20 protein-coding genes and 1 tRNA gene are annotated in these 26,935 nt (G+C 51.1%); 8 read left to right on the top strand and 13 right to left on the bottom strand.

Annotation, left to right across the window (positions count from 1 at the left end):
- Positions 1-1,129 precede the first annotated feature (1,129 nt).
- The 4 genes from Pan241w_RS22810 to Pan241w_RS22795 form a co-directional block, all read right to left on the bottom strand.
- On the bottom strand, positions 1,130-1,564 hold the full coding sequence (locus Pan241w_RS22810; RefSeq protein ID WP_145220286.1) for a hypothetical protein: 435 nt from the start codon (positions 1,562-1,564) through the stop codon (positions 1,130-1,132).
- 176 nt (positions 1,565-1,740) lie between these two features.
- Entirely contained in the window at positions 1,741-2,718 is a 978-nt protein-coding gene (locus Pan241w_RS22805; protein WP_145220284.1) for a WD40 repeat domain-containing protein, read from the bottom strand.
- Positions 2,719-2,863: 145 nt separating this feature from the next.
- On the bottom strand, positions 2,864-3,658 hold the full coding sequence (locus tag Pan241w_RS22800; RefSeq protein ID WP_145220282.1) for a ZIP family metal transporter: 795 nt from the start codon (positions 3,656-3,658) through the stop codon (positions 2,864-2,866).
- A gap of 127 nt (positions 3,659-3,785) precedes the next feature.
- Complete coding sequence (locus tag Pan241w_RS22795; protein ID WP_145220280.1) at positions 3,786-4,112, bottom strand: ankyrin repeat domain-containing protein; 327 nt, start codon at positions 4,110-4,112, stop codon at positions 3,786-3,788.
- A gap of 80 nt (positions 4,113-4,192) precedes the next feature.
- On the opposite strand from Pan241w_RS22795, the gene Pan241w_RS22790 reads away from it, so the two are divergent.
- Complete coding sequence (locus tag Pan241w_RS22790) at positions 4,193-4,495, top strand: hypothetical protein (RefSeq protein WP_145220278.1); 303 nt, start codon at positions 4,193-4,195, stop codon at positions 4,493-4,495.
- 246 nt (positions 4,496-4,741) lie between these two features.
- Here Pan241w_RS22790 and Pan241w_RS22785 read toward each other — a convergent pair whose 3' ends face one another.
- Genes Pan241w_RS22785 through Pan241w_RS22770 form a run of 4 tightly spaced genes read right to left on the bottom strand, consistent with a single transcriptional unit; the run spans position 4,742 to position 9,304 of the window.
- Positions 4,742-5,467: a glycosyltransferase gene (locus Pan241w_RS22785; protein WP_145220276.1), complete on the bottom strand. Its 726-nt coding sequence runs from the start codon at positions 5,465-5,467 to the stop codon at positions 4,742-4,744.
- On the bottom strand, positions 5,467-6,489 hold the full coding sequence (locus Pan241w_RS22780) for an NAD-dependent epimerase/dehydratase family protein (RefSeq protein WP_145220274.1): 1,023 nt from the start codon (positions 6,487-6,489) through the stop codon (positions 5,467-5,469). The genes Pan241w_RS22785 and Pan241w_RS22780 overlap by 1 nt, the downstream gene beginning before the upstream one ends.
- Positions 6,486-7,715, bottom strand: coding sequence for a nucleotide sugar dehydrogenase (locus tag Pan241w_RS22775; RefSeq protein ID WP_198000088.1), 1,230 nt, complete (start codon positions 7,713-7,715; stop codon positions 6,486-6,488). The genes Pan241w_RS22780 and Pan241w_RS22775 overlap by 4 nt, the downstream gene beginning before the upstream one ends.
- Positions 7,712-9,304: an ArnT family glycosyltransferase gene (locus tag Pan241w_RS22770; protein ID WP_198000087.1), complete on the bottom strand. Its 1,593-nt coding sequence runs from the start codon at positions 9,302-9,304 to the stop codon at positions 7,712-7,714. The genes Pan241w_RS22775 and Pan241w_RS22770 overlap by 4 nt, the downstream gene beginning before the upstream one ends.
- A gap of 391 nt (positions 9,305-9,695) precedes the next feature.
- On the opposite strand from Pan241w_RS22770, the gene Pan241w_RS22765 reads away from it, so the two are divergent.
- Positions 9,696-12,272 (top strand): DUF1592 domain-containing protein, encoded by a 2,577-nt coding sequence (locus tag Pan241w_RS22765; RefSeq protein WP_145220270.1) that lies wholly within the window; start codon positions 9,696-9,698, stop codon positions 12,270-12,272.
- 36 nt (positions 12,273-12,308) lie between these two features.
- Complete coding sequence (locus Pan241w_RS22760; RefSeq protein WP_145220268.1) at positions 12,309-13,652, top strand: DUF1552 domain-containing protein; 1,344 nt, start codon at positions 12,309-12,311, stop codon at positions 13,650-13,652.
- A gap of 28 nt (positions 13,653-13,680) precedes the next feature.
- Here Pan241w_RS22760 and mgtE read toward each other — a convergent pair whose 3' ends face one another.
- The 4 genes from mgtE to Pan241w_RS29815 all read right to left on the bottom strand — a co-directional run bounded on the left by mgtE (position 13,681) and on the right by Pan241w_RS29815 (position 19,204).
- The gene (gene mgtE / locus Pan241w_RS22755; RefSeq protein ID WP_145220266.1) at positions 13,681-15,072 is read right to left on the bottom strand and encodes a magnesium transporter; all 1,392 of its coding nucleotides are present in this window, start codon (positions 15,070-15,072) and stop codon (positions 13,681-13,683) included.
- A gap of 369 nt (positions 15,073-15,441) precedes the next feature.
- Positions 15,442-18,531 (bottom strand): redoxin family protein, encoded by a 3,090-nt coding sequence (locus Pan241w_RS22750; protein WP_145220264.1) that lies wholly within the window; start codon positions 18,529-18,531, stop codon positions 15,442-15,444.
- 203 nt (positions 18,532-18,734) lie between these two features.
- On the bottom strand, positions 18,735-18,962 hold the full coding sequence (locus tag Pan241w_RS29485) for a DUF1588 domain-containing protein (RefSeq protein WP_232107242.1): 228 nt from the start codon (positions 18,960-18,962) through the stop codon (positions 18,735-18,737).
- Entirely contained in the window at positions 18,896-19,204 is a 309-nt protein-coding gene (locus Pan241w_RS29815; RefSeq protein WP_145220262.1) for a sigma factor, read from the bottom strand. Before Pan241w_RS29815 ends, Pan241w_RS29485 begins: the two co-directional genes overlap by 67 nt.
- A gap of 299 nt (positions 19,205-19,503) precedes the next feature.
- Between Pan241w_RS29815 and Pan241w_RS22735 the strand changes: the two genes are divergently transcribed.
- Positions 19,504-21,015 carry a pentapeptide repeat-containing protein gene (locus tag Pan241w_RS22735; RefSeq protein ID WP_145220260.1) on the top strand — a complete coding sequence of 504 codons (1,512 nt, stop codon included), beginning with the start codon at positions 19,504-19,506 and terminating at the stop codon, positions 21,013-21,015.
- Positions 21,016-21,367: 352 nt separating this feature from the next.
- On the opposite strand, the gene Pan241w_RS22730 is transcribed toward Pan241w_RS22735, so the two are convergent.
- Positions 21,368-21,441: transfer RNA gene (locus tag Pan241w_RS22730), tRNA-Val, on the bottom strand.
- A gap of 184 nt (positions 21,442-21,625) precedes the next feature.
- On the opposite strand from Pan241w_RS22730, the gene Pan241w_RS22725 reads away from it, so the two are divergent.
- The 4 genes from Pan241w_RS22725 to Pan241w_RS22710 all read left to right on the top strand — a co-directional run bounded on the left by Pan241w_RS22725 (position 21,626) and on the right by Pan241w_RS22710 (position 26,695).
- Positions 21,626-22,603: an NAD-dependent epimerase/dehydratase family protein gene (locus tag Pan241w_RS22725; protein ID WP_145220258.1), complete on the top strand. Its 978-nt coding sequence runs from the start codon at positions 21,626-21,628 to the stop codon at positions 22,601-22,603.
- Positions 22,604-22,775: 172 nt separating this feature from the next.
- Complete coding sequence (locus tag Pan241w_RS22720) at positions 22,776-23,099, top strand: hypothetical protein (RefSeq protein ID WP_145220256.1); 324 nt, start codon at positions 22,776-22,778, stop codon at positions 23,097-23,099.
- A 118-nt stretch (positions 23,100-23,217) separates the two neighbouring features.
- A complete protein-coding gene (locus Pan241w_RS22715; protein WP_145220254.1) occupies positions 23,218-24,828 on the top strand; it encodes a CehA/McbA family metallohydrolase in 1,611 nt (536 codons plus the stop codon).
- Positions 24,829-24,946: 118 nt separating this feature from the next.
- Positions 24,947-26,695 carry an amidohydrolase gene (locus Pan241w_RS22710; protein WP_145220252.1) on the top strand — a complete coding sequence of 583 codons (1,749 nt, stop codon included), beginning with the start codon at positions 24,947-24,949 and terminating at the stop codon, positions 26,693-26,695.
- Positions 26,696-26,935: the final 240 nt, after the last annotated feature.

Raw genomic sequence — 26,935 nt, 5'->3', positions numbered from 1 at the left:
GGACAACACATTCGAAATGCGTAGGTCAGGAGTTCGATTCTCCTTGGCGGCTCTTTTTCATTGCCCTGTTTCTTTCCGCCCTTGTCGCTCTGGGGCAGAACAACGGACTCTGATTCCGTAGAGGCCAAGTTCGATGCCTGGATCAGACAGCCGCCCATCACGCTTGCTTCTGCTGTTGACGGAATCAACTCATCAGCTTTACATCTGAACCTTCACAATATCCTGCTGAAGAAATTTGTCTTGACGGCAACCCGCGCATCGGCATGATCATGCGGAGATAACGTCGGGCGCGCGAGTGAGCACTACGGATTCAGTTGAGATTCCTGAACGACTACGAAAATCAGCACCATAAAACCCGCTCGTTTCAGACCGATTTTCTAATCCCCTGCTCACCCGCACCTCAATTATCAAACGACATCACGCCGCTTACCTGTGGCATCATAAAGACGTTTCAGTTGATCGCGAGTCGTTTGCGGGAAAAAGCAGCGACTCCCCCTTGACGTCTCCACGCCCCTGAAGATGATCTGCATCGCAAATATGATATTTTCATTCCCTCCATAGATAATCTCGGATGCACATCCAGGCCGAGCGCAGCGAGCAGGAAATTGACAGATCAACAAACAAAACCAAATCATGAATTCATCATCCAGGCGTAGGGAGCGGCCCTATGTGGCCGCCCGCAGCTCTCGAACTACCTACCAGAAAGGCACGCCAGAATATTCTGAATGCCGCCAACCCTGAGCGGGTCGGCGCTAGGTAGCGTTTGTTTAATCGTTCTGATCCTGATTTTGAGGTCTACTGAGTAAGCTATGTAAGAATTCACCGTAGCCGATAGTGTGTTGTTACCCCTGTTTACTGGACTATGACCGCAGAAAAGGCCCATTAGCCGCAGGGCGTTAGCCCCGGTTGTAAGTCATTGGTAAGGACCAATTCGAATTAAGAAACGCTACCTAGCCGCCGTTTCCAATCAGAGTAAGCAATCCAACGGCAAACAAATCCTATCAGATATCACCGGCAATACTTCAGATGAACATCCAGGAGAGGGGAACGAAATTTCGGTAGTAATGGAAATCAAAGCTCCGGGAACCTTTATCTGTCTGATAGCCCGTTTGGGTTCAGTTCTCCTATTTCATTGATCGACATCCAATACCGATGCCGCTTCGATACCCGCCCCCCGGATCACAATCTCACCTTCAGAAAACGCTGGATTCTGCAAATATGCCTCGTCGTCGGTTGGCTGCGGTTGCTTCCACTTCTGCCCGGGGTTCCAGACACCTTCAATTTTCACCGTTCGTCCTATCATCTTTCTTAATGTTTCCGCTGGGACGGCCTCGGTTGGTCGGATCGGTGTTTCGCCAACCATGAATTCATGCCCCAGCCACGCCTGCACGCTCTTCACATCCTGAGGGTAGTACTCCAGAATTCCTTCAGCAGTTTTGGTTTCCGTTGGTTGAGCAGCAGTTTCCGCCGCTTTCTCGGGTTCGCGCGGGACATCTCCGTCCTCTTTAGAGCATGAAAACAAAAGCCCTGTCGCAAACACAATCAGAATTCGGCACGCGTTCATCGTCGGTTCTTTCGGCTAACTCAATTTAAAAACTCCTGCCCCTTATTCTGTCCTGAACCAACCTTCATAAGACTTGGTACCGGTTTTTAAGGTAGGTTACGACCACCTGACTCGCTGAATCGTAAATCGTAGTGGCGGGCGATTGGCAGATTTATTTTGAATCAGAACAGATGGATTTATTTTTCTGACAGGTTTGACTCAACTTCCCAAAGAAATATTTTACCCTCAGATAGCGCTGCAACGAACTTACCATCTGGAGAGACTTCTAGAGCTTTAGGCATGTCTCCTTTTAATTTCTGCTGAAAAACCAATTGCCCATCTGGGATTCGGTGAATATGAAAAGCAGCAGTGCCCGTCTTGGATCGTATTTTTCTTATACTTCCTACTAAAACATAAATATAATTTCCGTCTTGAGAAACATTAGTATTAAATAAGCGTGGTCTGCAGGAAATTTTCCAGTTCACCTGTGCAAGTTTTGTGTTAATACCCCAACATGATCCGTCAATTTCAGATAAAACTAACAAATCCTTTGTAAGGCCAAAACAGAGACTACAAATTTTTCCGTTTTTATAGTTTTTTGTCCAAATAGGTTTCGATTCGTTAGCTAGCCTGAAGTTTACATTGTTACTCCAGTCAACTGTCGCAAAATTTGCATAATCCTTTGAAAAAGCCACACGTTCAATCCCATTCTTTAAATCAATTCTTGAAATATTTGTTATTTGCTCTCCACGATATCCTAAATATTTGATCGAACCATCGGATCGAATCAGAATCAACTGAGAACTTTTCTGATCAAAAATCATAAACATCCCATCACGGTCATCCATGGGTTGCTTGTATAATTGAGTTAACGTTTTCTTTTTGAGATTGAAATTCCAGACATCTCCTTTCGAATCTGCCATCAAGATTATATTTTCATCTATTGCAATTAGCTGATTCCATTGAACAGGTTGATTGATGCTAATTTGATTCTGGTGTTTGGTACTCATAAGATCCCAAGTATGAATGGCGCCTTGAGATGGATCCAAGGCATATAGTTTTTTTGAATTTACAGAAAAACAAAGACGTGAATAATCACCATCACTATGAGGAAGTTTTACTTGACTTATTTTTTGTATTCGGCTCGCCCCAAGTAAAACGAAATTATAAGCCATCCATCCATAACAGAAGACAAGAATGAACGTAATCTTTGGCGCTTGTATGTTGAATTTCGAGAACATGTTTAAAAAGCCTTTCGTGAACTACGGCTGTTCATTAATTTCTCTTCTCAAAGTCTGCTGACCCCGTTTAGTCAAACGTTTAAAAATGATGTGCTTCGCCCATGACGAGGCGAACCAATGCCGTGATTACCAAGCCGGCAACCATTGTCAGAAAGCAACTTCTTTTGCCACAGTGTTCGATTAACGAGGCGTGTTTCATTTCGTGTAGCGTACCCATATAGAGGAACGTACCGGCTCCCAGTGAGAGTACGATGGCTTTGATTATTGCGGTGGAAGGGGAAAGTTCATTGTGAACGAATCCACCAAAAAGTATTCCCAGCGGAGTAATTAATGCAAAAGCAGTAAACAGGATGATGGTTTGCGAACGAGAGAGCGTGCTGCGAACCATCGTGAGCATCAAGGCAAAGGCGGCTGTTCCTTTATGGAGTATGATTGCGATAAAGATTAACGTCGCGTCGGTATTGTCGCTCATTCCTAAGGCGGTTCCTAAAAAGAATGAGGGAAGTGCGATCATCGTTGTCATGACCAGCGGGATGCGTGCAGGCAGCCGTCCATTTTGTATCTTGATTCGCTCTCTCTCGATGGAATGCATCGTCATGTGCTCCATCGCAAGTAGTCCTAAAAAGGCAATGATGGCAATGACGGAACCGACGGGATAATTAACTTCGGGAAGCTGCTGTTGAAAAATGTGAAAGGAGGCCGGGAGTAACATGGTCAATGAAAGCGCAAGAAAAACGCCGGAAGAAAACGCTTCACCTCGCGGAAATCCCCCATTCGTGCGGACCTGTCCCGGTTTGACAAATGGAAAATACCCCCCCGCAAAAGCAATCAAAAAAATAATGAAGAGATGAACCCATTGGATTACTGAAAGCATAAAGGCGTCGATTCGATGTGTAGTTTGATGGATTTATTAGAAAACAATAAAGGGACTGGTCTCAATTCAAAAATCCTGCCCCCTTTATACCTCGGGTGATAAAGAATTCGTTGACGACCAAAACTGGTTAAGATAGCATCTCAATGATTTCTTTGTTGTCCGTAAGCCTTGCCAAGTCTGCTGGAGTTTCTCCCGATTCTAGTTGAGCAGAAGGGGCAGCACCAAATTCAAGCAGTAACCTAACAATTGCAGCGTGCTCGTTCACAACGGCGGCATGTAATGCAGTATAACCGCTTTCTCCGCGAGCATTGACATTGCATCCAGTTGCGATTGATTCCTGCACTTTGTCTAAATAGCCAAGTGCTGCCCAATACTCAACTTCGTTTGTCTCAATCATCTCTTTCTCCATTATTTGTGTTTTAGAGATATTAAAGGTGGTCTGGACGCGATTCAAAGATTCCTGCTCCCTAATAATTCGCTTGGATGTTGAATTTTGAGTATGTTACCTTAAGCGAGTTATTATTTAGGAGTATTATGATGCACCATTTTGGTAACCTTGATCCTGAATTAATCTATATATTAGATTTAGTACAATACTCTTTGGGGCGGAGAATCATTCATATTCGTCTTGCCGATGAACCATCGCACGAAAATACTGTATTGCAGTCTAATCCATATAAGGGAGCTATTCTTGGAGAATTCGGATCGAGCCTTCAAGTATCGCCAGATGTTAAAACTAGTGATGGCCAACAGTTTGGCATAGATCCTCATAATATTTGGTTCACATTAGATGAAGTGCTGTATATGAAAAAAAACGTGAATCACCAGAAGAAATAGAACATATAGATCCTCCATGGGTAAATGGTATTCCCCCACTTTTGGCCCCTAAGTAATGTATACGGTATTACTATTACTTCTGTTTATCATGATAAAATGAAAGTTTCATAATTGTTACCAGCGAAAAGACCTCTGGAGTCACCACGTACATCTGGACCTACGAAAACCAGATGTCGGGCATCGTTAGTGATTTAGTGCCTGTTTGGTTTTCAGTTGAAGCGACTCTATTGATTGATGATTCTTAGATCAAGCCCCCGGCTTTCTTCGCCGGTTAAACAGCGCATAGCGATACCACCTTAAATACTTCGGTAACCAGCGGAAGAGTTGGAAGCGGGATTCTCCCGCGCTGCGGTCTTTCCAGGTGGTGGGAATCTCGGCGATTGGTTCGCCGCGGATGAAGGCTTTGGCCGTCAGTTCCAGAGCGATCTCGAAGCCGTGTTCGCTTTCGATTTGCAGGTCGTTGACCAGGGCGGCGTCGTACAGACGGAAATTATTCGTGGCGTCGTGCGTGGGGAAGCCGACGAGATAATAGAGGGAGAGGCCCGCCAGGCGGCTCAGCGTTCGCTTTAACAGGGGGCCGCCCAGTTGCTGGCCGCCTTTCATATAGCGGGAGGCACAGACGACGCGATGCCCGGAGTGATACAGGGCTAACATGGGGGCGACATCGCGCAGGTCGTCGGAGAGATCGGCCATGATTACCAGCGCGGGGCCAGTCTCTGCTTCCTGGAAGCCGGCCCGCAATGCATTCGCGGGGCCGCGGCCCAGATTGTTTTTGACAAGCGTCAGGTAAGGCCGCGTCTCTGCCAGTTGACGGGCGACGGGCAGGGTGGTGTCTTCATCGAAGTCGTAGACCACGAGCACGCGAAAGGGGGGCGACAGCCGCGCGTCGATCTCTTCAATCAGACACGGGAAATTCTCGGCCTCGTTATACACGGGCACAATCACCGATAGTGGCACATTTTCCGTTTCCATTAAATCGTTCCACGTGTTACTTGTTCTTGAATCCAGGGAATGACTTCGTCGAGCATCGCGTCGAGCGTGGTGTCGGCTGAAAAACCGAGCAGCCGGCGGGCTTTCTCGACCGAAGGGGATCGGAACTGCACGTCATGCGGAAACGGATCTTCGCTTTGATAACGGAATGGTTTGTCGGGGCCGTGAATTTTGTGCCAGATCGCTTCGGCCAGTTCGAGAACCGTAGTTTCTTCGGCTGTAGAGAGATTGAAGTCTTCGTTCAGCGCCTGGGGATGTTCCACGCACAAACGAATGCCGCGGGCGAGGTCGCCGCCGTAGGTATAGTGGCGGACCTGCGAACCGTCGCCAAGAATCTGTAGTGGGTCCTGTCCTTTGAGCACCTTCTGGACCAGATCGGGAACGACGTGACTCAGCGCGAGCTGAATGTCTCCCGAGAGGACTTCTACGTCAGACACGGCGCGGCGTTCGCCGATGCCGACACAGTTAAAGGGCCGCGCGATGGTATAGGGTAAGCCGTACTGCTGGTGGGCACCGAGGGCATAATATTCGACGGCCAGTTTTTGAAAGCCGTAGGTCGATTCCGGGGGCGGGCACTGGTGCTGGTCTCCCTCCTCGCTGGGAAAACGCGTGGCACTCTCGAAGACCATGGAAGAAGAGATGACCGTGATTTTCTGCAAACGCGATTTCTGATGTGCCTCGATCGCCGCGTCGAAGGCGGCGGCGGTGATGCGTTCGTTTTCCGCCAGCAGGTCGTAGGCGAATTTATGGAAATACGAAATCCCACCGATCATCGCGGCACCGGCGATGAAGTGATCGCAGTCCTTTAGTAATTGTTTCAAGAGTGCGATGTCTTTGGCGTCTCCCTGTTGAAATTCATAACGGGGGTGCCCCTGGTGGGCGGGTTGCAGCGGGCCGTATTTCGAAAAATTATCGAGGCCGACGACATCGTAGCCGGCTTCCAGTAATTCGCCGACGACATAGCTGCCGATGAAGCCGCTGGCGCCGGTAATCAGAACTTTCATGGTTGTTTTCCTGGCAAGAATCCAAATACATCAATCAATGGTTTGTCGGTTTGCAGTTCGCGATATTCATCATGGCAGGCGCCCAGAATGAGGATGTCGGCTTCGGTAAGCATCGTTTCAACCGAAACAAAATCGGGATTATGAACGAAGGGGTCCGTGCATATTACGCGGCGGCAATCGAGCGTGAGCACTTTTCTGAGTTTGTATGATAACGAACTGCGCGGGTCGTCGCAGTTCCCTTTGAAGGCCATACCGAGGATGCCGACGGTGGCGGTCGTCAAGTCGTGATGTTGCTTCAAGCGTTCGACGAGAAAACCGGGCAGGCCTTCATTGACTTCCATCGCCGTTTGTCCCAGCGTGAGCAGATTATGATTGAACGAGGCGAGCTGCATCGTGTCTTTCAATAAACAGGGGCCGCCGGCAAACCCGGCCTTCGCGAAGCCGTTCATGCGTTTGTAGTTGTGCGTGATGGCGCGGTAGATGCGATCAAAGTCGGCATCGTAGCGCTGGGCCAGCATGTAGAATTGATTCGAAATCGCGAAGTTAATATAACGATACGAGTTGGTATACAGCTTGCCGAGCTCGGCTTCAACTGTCGAAAGGGGGATCGTTTCCAGGCCGAGATCGGCGAAGAACTCGGTGGCTCTCTCCAAAGCCTGTGTGGTACAACCGCTGACCAGTTGCGGCAGATGCGTCAATTCTTCCAGCGCCAGCCCTTGTGCGATGCGTTCGGGGCAATAGGAAACGTCGATGTCCAGACCGCGCTCTTTCACAATCCGACCGAGCCGCTCGGTCACGCCGGGAAAGACGGTGCTGCGAACGATCAGTAATTGACCCGGCCGACAATGATTGAATATCTGCTCCAATACTTGATCGAAGGCGCGGAGACTGGGATCGAGGTATTCATCGACGGGAGTGCCAATCGTGACGATGACGATCTCCTGATCGGATAACACATTCATACCGGTCGCACAGTGTAAGCGGCCGGATTCCAGACAGCAGGGGAGCAGGCTGTCGGCCCCCCGTTCTTCAAACGGCATGTTGCCCTGACAAATGCGTTCCAGTTGGGCCGCGTTGGTATCCACGAGCGTTACCCGGTGACCGAAGTCACAGAGGACGAGTCCGAATGGCAGGCCAACGTGGCCGGCACCACCAATGACGGCCACGTTGAAAGGGCATTGAACCTGGGGTTTCTCAGACTTGGGATTGGGGATTGGTTCGATCAAGGCTGGCTCCTGTTGTCATTCTGATTGTGGGGCGTGTTGTCTGATCGGTTTTGTTCCTGAACTGGACGATCTTGGGGAACATAGACTTCTATATAACAACTGAACGGGTCATTCGGGTCGCCATAAGTTTGAATTCGTCGGGCGTTGAGCACTTTGCTGATCTCTCTGTCCTTTGAATCGTGGCTGACGATTAAGTAATCGTACGGAAACGGGCGGGCATCGAACGCAAACTCACGCACATCACTCAGCAGAGTGGGACGGCCCGCTGCGGCAAAATTGAAAACGTAAGCCCGATCCACGGTATAGCGCGCGTCGGGTGGGAGATCATTTAGAATCTGACTGACAAAACGGGGGGCATTGTAATTTGGATTCGACCAGTTTTTCAGATGAGCCAGTCCTGTCCGGATTCCCGAGCCGGGCAGCATGGCGAGTACGAAGAGTGCCAAACCAGCGACGCTGACCATTCGCCCGGCAACGTTGTATGCCCAAAGATTTCTAACGAGGTGGCTTAGTCCCCAGCCCAGACATAAGAAAAGGAGAGCACCGGGATAACACCAGTAGCCTTTGGTCGGATGCGTCCCCTGGCAAGCGATGAGCAGATAGAGGGACGACCAGACGAGTGCCATGAAGATACAGGTGCGTCGGTCGTCAGATCGTGCGGCGAGCCAGGTGCCCCAGAATAAACCGGCAGCCATTAAGACGAGTTGAATGTTCCCGGCGTGTTCCTGGAGCAATTGAAATTGTGTGGTAAAGTAAGGCCAGGGGAAGAACAACCGTGAAATCAGCCCCGGCCCCGAGCGGTTTAATACATTCGTAAAAAACTGAAGCCGGAATGCCTCGGGGTAGGCCAGAATCAAGGGCAGCCAGAGTGCAAACACGGCCAGAGCACAGCCAGTCAACAGAGCACCGCGCGTCAGGCGTTCGCGTAACGTTCCTTGAGCCAGGACCGACCAGAGCCCGATTTGAATGCAAAAGACGAGGGCAAATGGATGCGTCAGCATACCGAGTCCGAGGAAGACGCCGGTGAGTGCCAGGTCGCGCGGTCGTTTCTGTTGATCGTACCAGCGCCACATCATCCACAGTGCCGCCAGTCCCCACATACCACACAGCATATCGGGGCGAGAGATGGTCGCTGGAAAATAGAAGGGGCGCGAGAGGCTGAATAGTCCCGCGCCGATCAGCCCGGCCAGCGGATCTTGAAATACGCGACGTGCCAGCAGATAGATGAAGATTAACAACACCGCGCCAGCCGCGACGGAGACGAGGCGTGTTGTGCTGTAGGTGGGCGGCAGCACGGCGTAAAGTGGTGCGCTCACATAATAGAATAGGGGAGGCAGAGCAAACAGTGCTTCGTCGGCTTTGTAAAACGCGCTTCCTGTTTGGCGTTGCGGCGCATAGGGGACGCGGGGAATGCCTTCCTGCCAGATGGTCCAACCGGGAATCGCAAACCATTCCTCATCCTGTCCGCCCGCCTCGCGCAAGACAATGGGAATGCGCCAGAGCAAAAAGAACAGGATGATTGCTGCCAGTCCCCAGCGGCACCAGTTCCCTTCGGATTTTAAGATTGAATTTAGGTCGCTCTGTACCAACGTTTTGTTTCTGATCTATTTGAAAGGTCTATCGGGGAATTGTACGTGTCAAAGATGAATGTGAGTGATTCAGATACAGCCTTCTTCGTTCCCGCTTCCATTTTGAAACAGCATTCGAAATCCATCTCCGCATTTGATGTTAAGTTGTATTTTCACTAACGTTACAAATATACATTGTTGTTCAGGTGGCTTCAAGCAGATTCTCTTTTTTGATCGCTCAAGAGTTTGACGTGTTCAGTCACGTGGATTGTCTATTTTTCAAAGAATTATGATGAATTTGTCGCAGATCTATTTAGAATGACGAATCCCTGGAGAGCGACTTTGTTCTATGGTCTGCTACCTGGTGTTACCTCATTTCTGATCTTGGTTTGATGATTCTGGAACGTATTTCATGTCCTGGTATTTACAATGCTTGATACTGGCTGGTTGGCTGCTGGCAGGCTGTGACGGAAGATCCGATTTCGCCTGGGGGCAGTCGTCGACAGTGGTCGCGGACCACAGTGGGTTTCGGAAAACGGTGGCGCCGTTTTTGCGGACTTATTGTTTGAAGTGTCACAAATCGGGGAGCAAGGACAATGAGTTTCGCGTGGATGCGAGCCTCGCGAACGATTTTTCTGATCCGGCGAGCAAAGCGAAGTGGGAAGAGATCGTCAATGTACTCAACGGCCACGAGATGCCGCCCGAAGGGGAGCGGGCGCCTCGGGCCGCTGAGGTCGCGCAGGTCGTCGACTGGATCACGGGGCAGATTGTCAAAGCCGAGCTATCCAAACGGGATTCTTCAATTGTGCTGCGGCGGCTGAATCGGTCCGAGTATCGGAATACGATTCGCGACCTCGTTGGCGTGGACTTTGATCCGGCCGGTTTCCCACAGGACTCGCCTGCTGGCGGCTTTGATAATAATGGCGGGGCGCTCACTCTTTCTCCCTTGCATCTGGAACTTTATCTGGAAGCCGCACGGAAGATTCTGGATCTGGCGCTGGTCGAAACGAGTCAGCCACCCGTTTTGAAATGGCGGATTCAACCCGACTCGGGCGATTCGGATCGGAACCGAGTGAACTACGACGGGCAACGCATCATTGTGAACGGCGGCAAGAACCCGGTGGAGAACGGCTTCAAAGTGCTGCATCACAATCGCTGGGATAAAAAACTCAACGCGCGTGATTTCAAGTTGCCGTACGCGGGGACTTATCTGATTCGCATTCGCGCTGCCGGGAAAGTGCCCGACCGGGCGGCGGTCGTCGCGTCTGCGAAAGCGGCGTTACAACACCGGATGGAGCAGCAGAACCGCAAGAATCCCAAGGGCGCCCCATGGACGAAGCAGCAATTTGAGCGGGACCTGAAACATTTTGAAACTGATTCGATGTATGACTACGGTTATCCCCGTCTGAAATTCACGCAGCATCTGGGCGGGCAGCCGAAAGTTCTGGCCGAGCTCGATATCGATGCACCATTGTCGCAGCCGCAGGTGTATGAATTCTCCGGCTATTTCTCGACCGAAAAGGCGGGGGTGACGATCGAGTATGCCTACGACATTCCTCGTGCTCTGGAAAATTTCTGGATGCAGACCGGCGATCAATTCGCCCGCCCGGAATTGTATGTGGACTGGATCGAAATTGAAGGGCCGCACTATGAAACGTGGCCGCCCGCCAGCCATCGGCAGATTATGGGACGTCATGCTAACAAGCCCCGCGATGAGCGGGCGGCGGCGAAAGAGATCATCGGTCGCATGATGCGGCACGCGTATCGTCGGCCTGTGACCGAAGAGGAAATTGACGCGAAATTGAAGTTGTTTGAATCGGTTCGTAAAGAATCTCCCTCGTTCATTGCCGCTCTGAAAACGCCTTTGACGGCGGTTTTGATCTCGCCGCATTTTTTGTATCTGGCCGAGGCACCGCGGGCAACAGGCGGCAGTCAATCGGGATTACGAAAATTAGATGACTACGAACTGGCGTCGCGGCTGTCGTATTTTCTCTGGTCAACGATGCCGGATGAGGAGTTGTTGAGTGCGGCTGCGAATAGCAGATTAACGCAGCCGGCTGAGTTAACCCGACAGGTGGATCGGATGCTGGCTGATCCCAAAGCGAGTGCGTTCACGAAAAACTTTGCCGGCCAGTGGCTGGGACTACGTGAGGTCGGAGCGAATCTGCCGGCCGCCGATTTGTATCCCCGTTATGATCGTCATCTGGAAACATCGATGGTCGCCGAGTCAGAGGCGTTTTTCTCGGAGATCCTGCAGCATGATTTGAACGTGATGAATCTGGTGAGCTCCGACTTTGTGGTGATCAATCAACGCATGGCCCGATTTTATGGGATTCCGGGTGTGAAGGGAGATCACTTTCGCCGCGTGAATGTACCCGCAGGCGTACATCGGGGCGGGATTGTGACGCAGGCGTCCGTATTGACGATTACGTCAAACGGCACGCGAACTTCGCCCGTCAAACGGGGGACGTGGGTCATGAAAAATCTGCTGGGGTTGGACCCGGGGTTACCGGTGGCCAATGTGGGGGACATCGCTCCCAAAGTTCCCGGGATTGATAAAGCCACGGTTCGCAAACGACTGGAGATTCACCGTGAGCTGCCGCAGTGTGCCCGCTGTCATAATAAAATTGATCCACTCGGTTTTGCACTGGAGAATTTCAATGCCGCCGGCGGATGGCGCGAACAGGAAGGCTTCGGATATAAAGGCCGGATTGGTCCGAATGATCCTCGCATTGATGCTTCGGCGAGGATGCCTGACGGAACCACGTTTGTGGGCGTCGATGGTTTGCGTGACGCGTTGACGAAGCAGGAAACGCTGTTTCTGAAATGTTTGAGCGGAAAACTGTTGACGTATGCTTTGGGACGCGAGTTAGGAGTTGCCGACAATCCGACGGTGGATCAGGCGGTAAACGCGATGAAACAAAACGATCGTACTCTGCGGTCGCTGATCAAATTTGTGGTGCTCTCAGAGCCGTTTCGATCAAAATAATCAAGACGCCGCTTGCCGGCGCAGGGAGATACGTTGATGACTGCATTTCCACAAGAGCCCATGTCGCGGCGGCATATGCTGAAAGGGCTGGGGGTCTGCTTAAGCCTGCCGCTGTTAGATGCGATGATTCCCTCTGCGTATGCCCGGCCTTCCACATTCAAGGCCTGGACGCAGTCGGCGGGAAAACATCCGCGGATGATCTGCTGTTATGTGCCGAACGGCGTGAATATTCTGGAGTGGGTGCCTGAGACCTCGGGCAAGTCGTATTCACTTTCGCCGACTTTGTCCGCACTCAAGGAACATCAACGTGATTTCAGCGTGGTTTCCGGAGTCGGTCATCTCGCGTCAAAAGGGGGACACTCGGGCGCGGATACGTGGCTGACTGGCGCCGATCTATCGGCGGTGCCCGGCAGCGATTATGCAAATACGGTTTCGGCCGATCAGATTGTCGCCGAACATCATGGGAAACAGACGCGGTTTCCTTCGCTACAAATTTCCGATGCATCGGGCACGGGCAGCGCGGGGCACAGCCATACGCTGTCATTTGATCGCAGTGGCACGCCGATGCCGGCCGAGAACTCAGCGCAGCGTCTGTTTGAACGACTATTTGTACCAGATACCAAAGCGGGCAAACAGGCGACGCTCAAACGGTACGCCGAGCGGAAATCGATTCTGGACAGTGTGCTCTCGGATGCGAATGCGCTCAATCAAAAACTAGGAAAGAAAGACCAGCAGAAACTGGATGAGTATTTCAACTCGGTCAGAGAAACTGAGCAGCGGGTGACGCGTCTAGAATCCTGGATCGATGTACCCAAGCCCAAGGTCGATCCTGTCGGATTGCAGCTCAACAGTCAATCGGGCAATGCGCATGACCGGCCCATGTGGATCGATGTGATGCTCGAAATTTCCTATCTCGCTTTTGCGACCGATACCACACGCGTGATCACATTTGAATGGTCGCGGGAAGCGGGCGGCTATGGTGGGGGCGGGGAGAATCATCATGAGCTGTCACACCACGGTGGCGATGCAGGGATGTTAAGCAAACTGGCGGTGATTGATCGTTTTCATCTGTCGAAGCTGGCGCGATTCATGACGCTGCTCAAATCGACGCGCGAAGCGGGCGGCAGTATGCTGGACCAGACGATAGTCCTGTATGGTTCCGGGATGAATTCAGGCAAAGGGGGCGAGCACTCTCCCAAGAATTTGCCAACATTGATTGCCGGCGGTCAGCAGTTGGGACTCAAACAGGGGCAGCATCTGGCCTTTGATGTCGAGAAGCATCCGCCGCTGAGTAATCTGTTGCTGTCGATGATTCAGGCGATGGGCGTCGAAACGGACCGTTTCCAGGATTCCACGTCGACGTTGACCGGGTTGGTCTGATTTTTCTTGTCCCTGGTTCTGATCTCGGTCATGTTAACCAGGGCAAGAGTGCCTGGGCGAAGGAGAGGACCAGGAAGAAGCCGCACATGTCGGTGAGTGTCGTCAGGATCGGGCCGGAAGCGAGTGCGGGATCAAGCTTGAAGCCTTTCAGAATCAGGGGGATCAACGCACCCAGGCAGACAGCCATCAGCGTATTCAGGCCGAGTGCACCGCCGATGACCAGACCGAGGTAAGGGTTCCCTTTCCAGAGATAGGCGACGCCACCCAGGAGAATCCCAAGGGTGATTCCATTGACGAGACCGAGTCCGAGTTCTTTACGGAAGACGTGAAACCAGTCGCGGGGACGAATCACGCCGAGCACGAGTTCGCGGGTACTGACGGCGATCGACTGATTACCACTACAGCCGCTCATATCGGAGACGATGGGGAGAAAGACGGCCAGTGCGATCACCGTTTCCAGAGTTTCCTCATACATGGCGATGATACTGGCGGCGACGATATTCAATACAATATTAATACTGAGCCATGACAGTCTTCTCGCACTGCGGATTTTAAGTGGCAGGCTGCGGAGCTCTTCCCCGCCCATAATCCCGGCGAAACGCAGAAACGTTCGTCCCGCCTGTTCTTCGCCCGCTTGTTCGACGTCTTCTCGCCGGACGACGCCCACCAGTTTCTGGTCTGCGTCGATGACAGGCAGGCCAAACAGGTGATGGGAATCGAAGAAGTGCTGTAAGTCCTGCAGGGAGGTGGAATCGGGCACGCTGGTGGGGTTGGCGATCATCATCTTATTCAGTCGCCGCCCGGGCGGTGCCATCAACAGGTCGCGCAGACGGAGCACGCCCACCAGTTGTTCTTCCGCGTTGATGACGTAGATGTATTGGACGTTGTAGGTCGCGTATTCTTCCGCGTTCTGACGCAATTCGGTGACCACGTCGTCCACGGTCTGTGATTCTTCAAACGAGAGCAGTTCCGTAATCATCAATCCGCCGGCCGACTGGCTGTCATACTGTGCGAGGAAACGAACATTCTCGGCCTCCTCCGGGTCCATCTGTTCGATGATCGCTTCGGACTGTGCTTCTGTAAGCTGGTCGAGCAGGTCGACCTGTTCGTCGCTGTGCATTTCATCGAAGATGAGTGCGGCTTTTTCTGGCGGCAGCGCGGAGAGCAATTGACCGGCCTGCAGTTCCGGCAGCGATTCCATCAAGTGGGCCGCGTCTTCATCATTGAGTAATGCGATGAATTCCTGCTGTTCGGTTTCCGTCAATTGCGCCATGATGCGCGCATCTTCGCCCGGTGGGAGTTCTTTCAGATAGCTTCGGGCTGCTTCACTGTCTTTTGCAGCGACGATCTGTTCCAGCTGTTCCCAGGAGTCGGGTTGTTCTACCTCGAGGTTTTCCGTGGTCTCAGCTGGTTCGTTCATTTGCTCTTCTCCAATCCTTGGCCCGATTATCCGATTCCGGTGTGGTCATTGTACACAGGCTTGCCAAGCCGGTGGATGATGCATTTTGTTCTTTGAGGAGCATCATCGGTTCAGCAGGCAGTTTAGATGATTGCCTTTGAAGCAACAAATCTCTAAGCCCGAATTCTTTTCAAGATTTAAAATTGCTGAGCGCGGCAGGCAACCTTCACTTTGTTTTAGGCAGCAACTCGATATTTTAAATGGTGATTCAGAAATATTTTGCGACTTGAGGAATTGAACAGTGGGCGCAATGCCTGTGTTGAGGCGGGAGCCCATCGTCTCAAGACAGGAGCCGCATCGGAACTGAGCGATTTAATCCGGATTTCAAAGCTATTTTTCAGGCGCTGGTTTCAGCAAGCGATCGACGGTGCGTAATGCTTCTTTGAAGTCACCGACAAAGGCGACTTTTCCCTGTTGATCGATGACGGCTGCCTGGGGAATGCCGCGGATGCCGAAGTTCTGCATGGTCTGACCAAACCAGCCTTTCTTGGTCGCAGGCCGGTCGATCGCGAGTTGATATTCCAGGTTCTCCTTCTTCGCAAATTTCTGCAAATTTGAGACGCTGATATGACTGTCGTGCATGCCGATCAATACAAACGGTTGGTCGGCATAATAGCGGGCTGCGGTCCTGACTTCGGGGAGTTGTCCGATGCAGGGACCGCACCGAGTGCCCCAGAATTCGATGAGCACGACTTTGCCCTTCAAATCCGGATGTTCCGATTCCCCTTTGCTCGTGACCCATTTGGCGGGTTTGATCTCGGGAGCCCGTCTGCCGTAGTGAATTTTTTGCTCTACTTGATGGCTGTGGCGGGGATGACGTTGCAGATACGCGGCAAAATCGCTGATCGGGCCACGCATTGTAGTTTGGAAGGGACGGACGGGGCCCGTTCGGGAAGCACGCGCTGGAATGTGGCGGGAGTCGACAATCATGGCACCCGATGGCAACGGAATGGCAAACGCATCCGCGGGTAGTTGCTTGAAGACTTCGACTTGTTTGATCTCGTATATTTTCAGCAGACTTAATTTGTCTTTTCTGAGATTCCAACTGATATAGAGCCTAGGCAGGATCAGGCCGTTTGCGTGTGTTTGCGGGGCGAAAAACAGAGAGACTCGTTGGACTCCATATTTAGAATATTCGGCAAAATTTTCAAAGATAAAACCGGTTTCCCGGTCAATCACACGTCGATGGGAATACTTTTCAGTCTGTCCCTCATAGATGGTTCGTTGTCCTGCCTGGCGAATATTGACTTCTGGCTTCTTGCTTTTGGAAGAAGAGGGACGCCGGGTGGGCAGGGAAGGCCAGTCACTGAATTCGTCCGGTGAAGCAATATGCAGAAACCCTCCGTTTCCACCTCTCCGATACACGGAGGCCTGGTTGTTGGCGGTACTGTAGTTAAGCGTATCCCACTGGTCAGTGAATGTGGCTGAGTCGGGGAGTCGCGAATTATCTTCCCAATCAAATTGACGCTTCTCCGCTTGACTATAACGCATTTCACTGCGCAGCTTACCGGAAGAGGTCAGAATTGTCCTGCTTCGAAAAGGGTTCTCTACCTGATATTTTTTGAGTAGTTGATCAACATCCGGCAGTTGATAAGGATCGAGGGATCTTAAGTCTTTTAGCAGCGCATCTGTATCAACCGGCTGCCGCGAAACTAGAATCATATCCATGTTCACGCGCAGGTGAGAGTGGCGGAGTAGCTCTGACTGCTTGTGCCATTTGAGTTGCAGATCTGTAGGATAGATCGAATTCGGATTTGGTTTAGGATCCTGGTCGGCAAGATGCGAAGGGAGAAACTGGGGCTGCGCCAGTTCAAATACGACTTCCGTCAATTCGCCTGCGGTGAGTTTGACGCGTTCGCCTCGACTGCCGTCTGCCTGCGCCAGTGCGAGCGGTTCCGTCACCACAAACCGGCGCATGCCAGGCACCATGAATGCCTGGATCTCTCCTGCTGCGTTGGTGGCCGGGTAATCCACAAACACCGACTGAGTCGAGACCGGCAGTTGCTCGCTGGAGTCATGCGTTTCATAGTTGAAACGCACGCCGGGAATCGGTTCGCCTGTTTCTGCATTCACCGCTTTCAAAATGACAATCGCCGCTGGTCTCAGTTTGACCGTATGTTGAACTGCCTCCGATTGATCTGAGATAATGAATTGCTCACTCTGAAAGTAAAACGGCTGATCGGGGGCCGGCTCGGCAATTAACCTATATTCGCCGGGCAGTAGTTGCAAATTCGCATTTCCCTGACTGTCCGAACGCGCCTGTATGCCGGCGCGGCGAATCTGTCCTACCGGGTGGGCGGTGAGTTGCACATTCGCGACGGGCTGGTTTGATTTTTCCTGGAGTACATGCACTGACACTCTGCGGGGCGATTCAAACTCGTGATTGAGTTCTCCCTCATAGCCGACGGCGATCATGTCTCTCCGGGCTTTGTTTTTTGTGGTTGTGGCCAGTCTGAATTGCCAGGGATCAAACGTGGGGCCGGGATCGATATTGGACAGATAGCTGGTATCACGACGGAGTTGCGTGAATTCGTATTCGCCATTTTTGTCGGTCCGTGTTTCACGGAATTCCGCGGGCAGTGTGAGAATTCCATCAAAAGGAATGGGCTCGTCAACGGGATGGTTCTCATTTCCCAGAAAACGACAGGACCAGGATCCCCACCGGTTCCGATTGCGCAGATTGTCAACCAGACCAAGTTGCACTTTCGCATTAGCCAGGGGCTGTCCCTGTTTGTCGGTGATACGACCTTTGAGTTTGGCTGGGCGTTCGAAGATCAGATCGACGACGATCGGTTCATTCAGATAGAAAGCCCGCGCAGTGACTTGTTCATTTCTGTCGCCGTTCTCAGTGCCTTGTGGTCGTGTGTCGGGACGATACACGCGGCTTTCATGCCAGGTGAATCCGTAGCCCTTTTGGGTTCCGAAAACAATAAATTTTCCTTCCGCTGGCTTAGGGATGGGGTTGGGCCTTTGGCGTGCGACGATGAGTTGAATGTCCTTGAATTCAAAAAAACCAAATTCGTCGCTCTTCGTATGGCCGCGCAGCCGTTCGAAATCGCCCGGCGTGATCATGGCATAATTGGAAATGTAAATGTCGGCGTCTTTGATCGGATCGCCGGCCGCGTTGCGGGCGATGCCGGTAATCGTCACACGGTGCAACTCTTGTCCATAACCGCCGCCGTCTTCGATAGTACTCAGGATTTTGACTTCGGGCGGGCGGTCTGGTTGAGACTTTCCTTCGTCCAGGTTTGCTGTCTTTGGCTTTGCTTCGTCCGGCGCGAGAGCGAGTTGATTCGCTTCCGCGGCAGTCGTCTGGGAAAATACCGAGTTCGCTGGAATAACGCCGAGCACAAGAAACAGAATCAGAGCTGTGCGATATTGTTTCAAAGACCAGAACCACTGATTGCACGTACCGAGCATCGGATCCTCCCGGGGACTAGATAGGCTGATTTGATTGGGTTTGCCTGGAGTAATGGCATCAGACTGTGAGTAAATTAGTATACACTATGGGAATGTTTAGATGCAAAGGGCGAGTGAAAAAAAACGAAATCGGGGCAGGAGAAGATGTGATCAGAAAAGAAACAACTGTTTTCAGAATAGAAACGGGATCTTTCTCTTTTATATTAAGGGAGAGGTACATTTTTCTGGGTCAGGGCCTCTATCAGTGCTTCGAGACTGGTTTTGGTGGGATCGATCCATGCCGACACCTCACTCGGGGTCGTGCTGCCTCGCGGCGCCCGATCGCCTGCACCAATAGAGCGGTATCGCGAGCGTTGGCCGCCGATCACATCGAATGACTCCAGTGCGAAGCCCGGCGGGTCGAGCTTCGCATGGCACGCCGCGCAGGCCACTGCCGGGACACATTCAAAGCAAACCGACAGGCCCACGGTGCAAACGGTCGAGACCGATCGTACTTGTCGAACTTTTCCCAAAGTAAAATCGCCGTCTGCTGCACAATCTCCTGCGCATCGGCCCGCGCCGGAATGAGCGCAGCCACATACCTCTGGATCTCCCGCTCGTTGGCAAGAAAAACCCGCAAGAATTCCTGCTGATCCGCAGGTTCCGAGGCTGGCTGTGGGGGCAGTTCATTCATGGCTCATAGTATACTTCCCTCGAGACCAGCAAATTGGACACAGAATCTGAAAAGAATTCAGAATTTTTGAAAAACAACTAGAAAAGCGACAATTTCAGGAAAGCGCTGCTTATTTGTGTGCAGTCTGGTTTTGTCAGGGGGCTATCGGTTTTGAGGCGTCCGAGAGTATTGCAAGATTGCTGCGCGACGGGGGAAATTGTTGAAGTTTCAGTGGGTGGGGTGATTTGTGCAATACTGTATATACTGTCAGAATATATCTGAGAAGTTTGTCTTATTGTATTCTGACGTGGAGGTGGGCTGTGGCGAATCCTGAGCATGTTAAAATCGTTAAGCAAGGGGCAGGGGCCATAGAGAAATGGCGGTCTGAGAATCCGGATGTGCAGTTGGATTTGGGTGGTGCCGATTTGAAGTTATCTGAATATCATGAAGCCTTTTTGGCCAATGCGGACCTAACTGGAGTCACACTTTCAGACACTGATGTTTCAGTTGATTTCTTGTACGGAAATGATGGTGTTGTACGAGAATTAAAGAACAAAGTTGATTCTCATTTAGTTCGAAATGAACGGTCAAAAAAAAGAGTAAGGATTTTCTTTGGTTTTTTGAACTGGTCTGTTACGAAACTACTTGGTTCAGACTTAGTCAAAGCTGGATCTGCATTTAAAAATAATGTTGAATCGTGGCAATCTAATCGACGTGAGCAATTTCCTGCTTCAGAGGGGATAGAACTTGCTATAGCTGCATTCATACGCTTTGTACGAGTTGGTTTTGTCTCTTTACTTATAGCTCTGATCCCAATTTCATTTCAGATTTTTCAGACATTCTTAATGAATAATCAAAATCGCTTAATTAGTGATCAGAATCAATATTTTCGCGACCAAAATGATAAGATACAAAAACAACTAGATGATCAATCGGATGAAGATAAGAGAGCTAATAGAAATCGACTGATAGCAATTCTTTATGAAGAGTATGATGTAACAAACTATGAAACAAAGTTTGCTGAACCACCGCTTCAGAATAAATTGCTGACGGACTCTGGCTATAAAACAATTGGGAGGTCAGGTATTCCAAAGGCAAATTTACGATCTCGGCAAGAAGCCGTCATTGAGTTTATTCGATTAGAGCTAGAGGCTAAACGAGAATTAGATTTAAGCTATGCTCTGCTCCAAGGACTTGACTTAAGTAGAAGCAGATTGCAAAAAGCTGGCTTAGAATTGAGTTTATGTAACGCAAATTTATCAGGTGCGCATTTGGTTGATGCAAAGTTTGTTGGAACTCAATTAGAGAATACGAATCTGAGAAAGGCAATCATGTATAAAGCTAGATTGGATGGTGCCATTCTGGTCAATGCCGACTTAACCGAAGCCGATCTATCAGGTGCATATTTAAACTATGCTAATTTTACTAAGGCATCACTTATAGGTGCTACTCTTAGGTATGCTGTTTTGGGAAGTTCAACATATCATCTCGCTGACTTGGAAGGAGCCGATCTGTCGGGAGCAAATATGTACGATGCAAATTTGAATGGAGTAATAGTAAGTAAGGTTCTCAATGAGGAAGGGAAATTTTATAAAGGTACGCTTGATTTAGTTGAAAAGCCCAAACTGGAAATTCCAATAAGATATTACACACGTTCAGATTTGACACAGCAAGGTGAAAACTGGATAGAATCCCTCAGTGAACTACAACCACCAGTAGAAGGATTCGATTTCAATTCCTGGATGATTGAAAAAACAACTGATTCGCTTAATCAGCAGATCTATGTGTTAAGAGGTTCCATTGAAGCAAAAAAGCCCAACCTAGAAAACTAGTCAAGAAAGTATCCTGGTTACTTGGCTCTCAGCTTATTTCATTCTACTCCGATCACAACTACACACAGACCGCGATAAAATCTTCTACACTTTTCAAAAACCTGAGAGGACTTGCTACAGACTTTGACCACCACGAATTCTTCACATCTGATTAATAAATGGCTAGGAGAGCAAGCCTCGTCACGACGCAAAAAAATCTTCTGAATAAAGATGATTACTTCGAAAGGGGCAGTGCAAAAAGCGGGGTTGTATTCAGTTATAACGCGCCGTAAGGCAGTGAACACAGCGCAAAGAAAAACCCCTGAAAATTAGTGAAACACTATTTTTCAGGGGTGAACGGAAACCGTGTAAGTGGGCGATGAGGGACTCGAACCCCCGACCCTCTCGGTGTAAACGAGATGCTCTAGCCAACTGAGCTAATCGCCCGGAATTTTGATTAACATCGGTAATTCCGATATTTTTCTTGCATCATCTTGAATGACACGCACGTATTATGGCAGGTTCGTAGCGAAATGCAACTCTTGCGTGTAAACTGTTTTAAGCCTTCGCTGACTTTGGGCCGAATTTCGCATTTTTGCGGTTTTTTCCTTTCTTGAGAAAGATTTGATTTATGTCTCATTGCCTGGTCACCGGTGGTGCCGGTTTTATTGGCAGCCATCTTTGCGAGCAATTAATTCAACAGGGACAACAGGTTACTGCCGTCGATGACCTCTCGACCGGGTTTATTGAAAATCTGGCGGGGATTATGGATCATCCCCATTTCACCTTTCGGACCGGGTCGATTACCGATCCCGTGTTGATGGCGGAAATGGTGCAGGGCGTCGATACGATTTATCATATGGCGGCGGCGGTCGGCGTGAAGCTGGTTGCGGATAACCCGGTACGAACCATTGAAACCAATATCTATCCGACCGAAGTCTTACTGCGACACGCCGTGCAGGGGGAGCATAAGTTTTTCCTGGCCTCGACCAGTGAAGTCTATGGGAAAAACCCCAAAGAACGCTGGACCGAAGAGGACGACTTGCACTTTGGTCCCACGACCCGGCCTCGTTGGGCCTATGGCGCGTCGAAAGCCATTGATGAATTCCTGGCGCTCGCGTATCACCAGAAATATGGTCTGGATGTCCGCATCGGCCGCTTTTTTAATGTGGTCGGGCCGCGTCAGGTGGGGCAGTATGGAATGGTGATTCCCCGCTTTATTGATCAGGCACTGGACGGCGGTCCGGTTGTGGTGTTTGACGACGGCTCTCAGGTGCGCTGTTTCGGGCACGTGAATGAGATCGTGGACTGCGTGATCGATCTGACGAATCTGGATGCAGCGCAAGGTCAGGTTTATAACATCGGCAGTGATGAGCCGGTTTCAATCCGGGGGCTGGCGGAAAAGATTATCGAGAAGGTGAATCCCGGCGTGAAAATTGAGTATCTGCCTTATAACAAAGCATACAATGAAGACTTCGAGGATGTTCAGCGACGGGTTCCCGATTTAGGGCGTCTGACGGCGACATTGGGACGTAAGCCGCATGTGAAGCTGGATGAGATCCTGGATGACATCATTGCCTTTAAGAAACAGGCCCGCGGGCTGGCCTGAGAGATGCTTACAACTGATAGAGCTGGCATAACCCGTACAATCTGAATTCGATTTGCAGCGGATTCCGGTCAGGGGCATTGGGCTCTCATTTCCGCAGCGGTTCTGATCCGATGAACAATGGTAAGTGTGGTTCTCTTACCTCATCACACAGAACAAGGGAATGGAGAGTACGATGAAGGGATTTCAGATCAAACTGTTTGCACTGACCATCTTATTGGGAATGTTCCAATCCGGCCTGGCTGTCCAGCGGGCAGACGCCGCGAATGGCCGATTTTTTCTTTCCAAATGCGAGTTGTGTGAAGAAGAGTACGAGGGACGCCAGATTAATGGCAGCACGTATCCCTGGCCCCGGTATTCGTACCACATGTATCGCGGCAAACACTGCGATCCACGCATGCGAGCGCCCCGCTATCGACGTTATGAGTACGACCGCTATCAGGTCAAGAGCATGCAACCCTTCCGTGGTGAAATGCTGCCTCTGCCTGAACCTGAATAAGCGACTCCAGACAGCACGCTCAAAAAACGCTGTTTGACTATGGAAATCGTTCTCCTGTGTGTAGGCTAAAGGGTGAGTTTCAAGACTGACCTTTCTACAAACGCAGGAGAATCGTTTCATGTACCGCCTCGCACTGCTGCTTTCTCTGTTTGTTGTCCCTTTTCAGTCGGTGTCTGCTGCCGTTTTGAAAGGGACCATCGTTGATTCTTTGACCGGGAAGATCATTCCCGCGCGCCTGTCGATTCAAGCAGCCGACGGCACTGCCTACTATGCGAAAAGCGCCGACGCAGCTGGCTCGGCGATTCCGTATGATAAGCAGCGCAGCCCCATCAGCATCGAACGGCATGTGACGCTGTCGGCGCATCCGTTTGAAGTCGAGCTGCAGCCAGGAGAGTATCGCCTGACTGCGTTTCGGGGGAAAGAATATATTCCGCGGATGCAGACGGTTGACGTGGGAGATCAGCCGCGCGAAGTACGCCTCAAGCTGAAACGCTGGTCGAATATGGCGGAGGAAGGCTGGTACTCGGGCGACACGCACGTGCATCGACTGGTGAAGGAACTACCGAACGTGATGCAGGCGGAAGACTTGAACGTGGCATTACCACTGACCAATTGGGTTTCGATTGCCGATCAGCCGCCGTCACGCGGGGATTTGAATACCGATCAGGCGGCGGTCAAAGCGGCGCCCGTGTATGTCGATCCGACGCACGTTTATTATCCGTTGAATACCGAGTATGAAATTACGAAGGTGGGCCAACGACGGCATGGACTGGGGGCCTTCTTTGTGTTGAATCAGAAACAGGTGCTGGAGCTGGGAGCACCGCCTGTCGCGCCGATTGCTGAGGCGGCGCACAAACAGGGGGCACTGTTAGATCTGGATAAACATTCGTGGCCGTGGTCGATGATGCTGGTGCCTGTGATGGACGTGGATCTGTTTGAATTAAGCAACAATCATCTCTGGCGAACGGAATTCTTCTTCAAGAATTTCTTTGGGAAAGCACGCCCTGAGTATCTCAATCTTGAGAGGGATGAAAAGGGGCTGACCGAGAATGGCTGGATGCAGTTTGGCTTTGAGATGTATTACACGATGTTGAACTGCGGATATCGCATGCGGCCGACCGCGGGAACGGCGTCGGGCGTGCATCCGGTGCCGCTCGGGTTTGGTCGCGTGTATGTGCATCTGCCGGACGGATTCAGTTATGAAAAATGGATGGCGGGCCTCAATGCAGGACGGAGTTTCGTCACGACGGGGCCGATGTTGACGCTCAAGGTGAATGGGGCTGATGTAGGCAAAACCTATCAGAAATCCGGCGATGCAGAATACGAATGCCATCTGCAAGGGACCGCGCGCTACTGGAAGCCGATTTCCCGAATTGAAGTGATTGTGAACGGCGATGTGGTGGAGACGATTCCGCTGGAAAAACAGAGGGAGGGGACCACGTTTATTTTTCCCATCGATCATAAATTGAAATTGAGTGGTTCCGCATGGGTCGCCGTCCGTTGTTTTACTCAAGCGGAGACCGGACGCACCCGGTTTGCGCATACGGCGCCGGTCTATTTTGATGTGCCGGGGCAACCTGTGAGACCGAAGCGGGCGGCGGTGCAGTATCTGATTCTACGCATGGAAGAAGAAATCGCACGCAATCAGGGCATCTTGAACGATGCGAGCGTGAATGAGTACCGGAAAGCGCTGAAAATCTATCAGCGATTGTTGCCGACGGCCCGGTGAACTGTGTAGACTGAATGGATCAGCGAACGTTGATGGACGTGCGCTTTGTCCATGGAGAAGCCGGTTCTGATTTCGTTTTCCACTTTTAGCCCACCTGAATCATCCCACTGGAGTCAGCATGTTTGTCCCGCTCAATAATCTATTTCGATCTGTGATTGCGTTGCTCGTTTTTTGCTCAATGGTCAGTCTGCTTTCCGCAGAGACGGCAACGACGATTTTTCAAAACGGGAAAGTGATTACGCTGGACGATCAATCGCGGATTGTGGAAGCGATTGCGATTCGCGAGGGCAAGATCCTGGCGGTGGGCAGCAATGCGGAGATGAAGCCGTATCAGGGGGCTCAGACCAAGGTGATTTCTCTGGATGGGAAAACGGTGATTCCGGGATTGATCGAATCTCATGTGCACGCCTTGCGGGCCGCGCGTGGCGAATTGATTCAGCCGCATCAGGAATTGAATTCGGTGGCCGAGATTCAGGCCTGGATTCGTGAGAAGGTGAAAGATGTGCCCGCCGGTCGTTGGATCACGGTGCCGCGCACGGATATTACGCGTTTGAAAGAACGCCGCCGCCCGACGCCCGCTGAGCTGGATGCGGCTTGCACGACACATCCCGTTTATATGAATATCGCTCGCAAGAATGTTTTGAATACACGGGGCTTTGAATTATTGGGAATCAAGAGTGACAAGGATAAGCTGGCGGGCGCCCGGATCATCTTTGATGACAGTGGCAAGCCGCTGATGATGGAAGGGGGGAGCGGCGCGATTCGCAAACTGATTCCGCGGGAAACCGTCCCGGCGGAAGCAACCCGTGAAGCGTTGAAGAAACTGCATGCCATTTATAATTCGGTAGGGATAACCAGTATTCTCGAACGAGGTTCGGGAGTCGAAGAATACCGTGAATACGAGTTGCTAAAAGCGCAGAACGAATTGACGGTGCGGATGACGATGACAATTCGCCAGCAGTTACGCAGTGCGACCGCCGTCAAAGAGTTCACGGAAAAGCTGGGACTGGTGACCGGCGACGGGGACGACTGGGTACGAGTTGGCCCATTGAAAATTTCCGTTGATGGCGGCATTCATTGGGGGAACACGCGGCTTTCCGAACCGTATGGCGAAAAGCGTCGTCAGTTTTATGTATTGCAGCAGGATGCCGACTATCGGGGCGATCTGGCGTACTCGCGCGAGTTGATGGCCGAAATCTTTGAAGCAGGTCAGAAGCTGGGCTGGCAGATGTGTTGTCACGCGACCGGCGATGGGAGTGTGAATGAAATTCTGAGCGCGCTGGAAGATGTGAATCAACGGCTGCCCGTCGATGGACGCCGATTCTGCATCACGCACGCGTACTTCCCGACCGAGGAATCGGTGAAACGTTCGAAGGCGCTCGGTGTCTGTTATGATACGCAGACCTATCTGTTCTATCGCGATGCCGATGCCATCAATCAGATTTACGGCCCCTCCTGGGTGAACCGGTTCATGGGACTCAAGACCTTTGTGGACGGCGGCGTGCCGGTGGCGATCAACAGCGACCATATGAACGGCTTTGATCCCGATCATTCGATGAATGCCTTCAATCCGTTTCTGGCGCTGTATATTGCCGTCAGTCGGCGTGATATTGAGGGGAAGGTTTATGGCCCGCATCAGAAATTGTCCCGCGAGCAGGCACTGCGTTGCATGACGATTGATGCCGCGTATATCAGCTTTGAAGAAAAGGTGAAGGGGACGCTGGAGCCGGGCAAACTGGCCGATCTGGTGGTACTGGACCGGGACTATCTGACGTGTCCCGAGAATGAGATTCTGCAGATCAAGCCTTTGCTGACGGTGTTGGATGGACAAATCGTCTACGAGGCAGCAAAGTCGAGTGATCCTTAATCGCTGTAACAGGCAAATTTGCACTATTCCGGCTGGAATATCCATTTTTTCATCCGAAAAAGCGTTACCCTTGGACATTAAAATTGTCATTGGATATGATGCGGGCTCGGATTGAAGCCGAATTATTGTTTCTAAACCATTTCTGGACTGTGTCCAGTTTTATTGTAGCGTCTCCCAGGCCATTTGGATCGAGTCGATTAGATTGAGGCACGCTATCGTAAAATGTGACGCGCTCTAGAC

Origin of the sequence: Gimesia alba (assembly GCF_007744675.1) — a bacterium.
Lineage (GTDB): Bacteria > Planctomycetota > Planctomycetia > Planctomycetales > Planctomycetaceae > Gimesia > Gimesia alba.
The sequence above is the reverse complement of the archived record's forward strand: the minus strand, read 5'-3'. Positions and strand labels throughout refer to the sequence as shown.

Bases quoted from the DNA above. Each gene is read 5' to 3' on its own strand.
- Pan241w_RS29815 (WP_145220262.1), bottom strand. From the start codon at position 19,204: ATGAATGAACTGCCCCCACAGCCAGCCTCGGAACCTGCGGATCAGCAG.
- Pan241w_RS22710 (WP_145220252.1), top strand. From the start codon at position 24,947: ATGTTTGTCCCGCTCAATAATCTATTTCGATCTGTGATTGCGTTGCTC.
- Pan241w_RS22805 (WP_145220284.1), bottom strand. From the start codon at position 2,718: ATGGCTTATAATTTCGTTTTACTTGGGGCGAGCCGAATACAAAAAATA.
- Pan241w_RS22780 (WP_145220274.1), bottom strand. From the start codon at position 6,489: ATGAAAGTTCTGATTACCGGCGCCAGCGGCTTCATCGGCAGCTATGTC.
- Pan241w_RS22715 (WP_145220254.1), top strand. From the start codon at position 23,218: ATGTACCGCCTCGCACTGCTGCTTTCTCTGTTTGTTGTCCCTTTTCAG.
- Pan241w_RS22760 (WP_145220268.1), top strand. From the start codon at position 12,309: ATGACTGCATTTCCACAAGAGCCCATGTCGCGGCGGCATATGCTGAAA.
- Pan241w_RS22785 (WP_145220276.1), bottom strand. From the start codon at position 5,467: ATGGAAACGGAAAATGTGCCACTATCGGTGATTGTGCCCGTGTATAAC.
- Pan241w_RS22720 (WP_145220256.1), top strand. From the start codon at position 22,776: ATGAAGGGATTTCAGATCAAACTGTTTGCACTGACCATCTTATTGGGA.
- Pan241w_RS22790 (WP_145220278.1), top strand. From the start codon at position 4,193: ATGATGCACCATTTTGGTAACCTTGATCCTGAATTAATCTATATATTA.
- Pan241w_RS22765 (WP_145220270.1), top strand. From the start codon at position 9,696: ATGTCCTGGTATTTACAATGCTTGATACTGGCTGGTTGGCTGCTGGCA.
- Pan241w_RS22725 (WP_145220258.1), top strand. From the start codon at position 21,626: ATGTCTCATTGCCTGGTCACCGGTGGTGCCGGTTTTATTGGCAGCCAT.
- Pan241w_RS22810 (WP_145220286.1), bottom strand. From the start codon at position 1,564: ATGAACGCGTGCCGAATTCTGATTGTGTTTGCGACAGGGCTTTTGTTT.
- Pan241w_RS22800 (WP_145220282.1), bottom strand. From the start codon at position 3,658: ATGCTTTCAGTAATCCAATGGGTTCATCTCTTCATTATTTTTTTGATT.
- Pan241w_RS22750 (WP_145220264.1), bottom strand. From the start codon at position 18,531: ATGCTCGGTACGTGCAATCAGTGGTTCTGGTCTTTGAAACAATATCGC.
- mgtE (WP_145220266.1), bottom strand. From the start codon at position 15,072: ATGAACGAACCAGCTGAGACCACGGAAAACCTCGAGGTAGAACAACCC.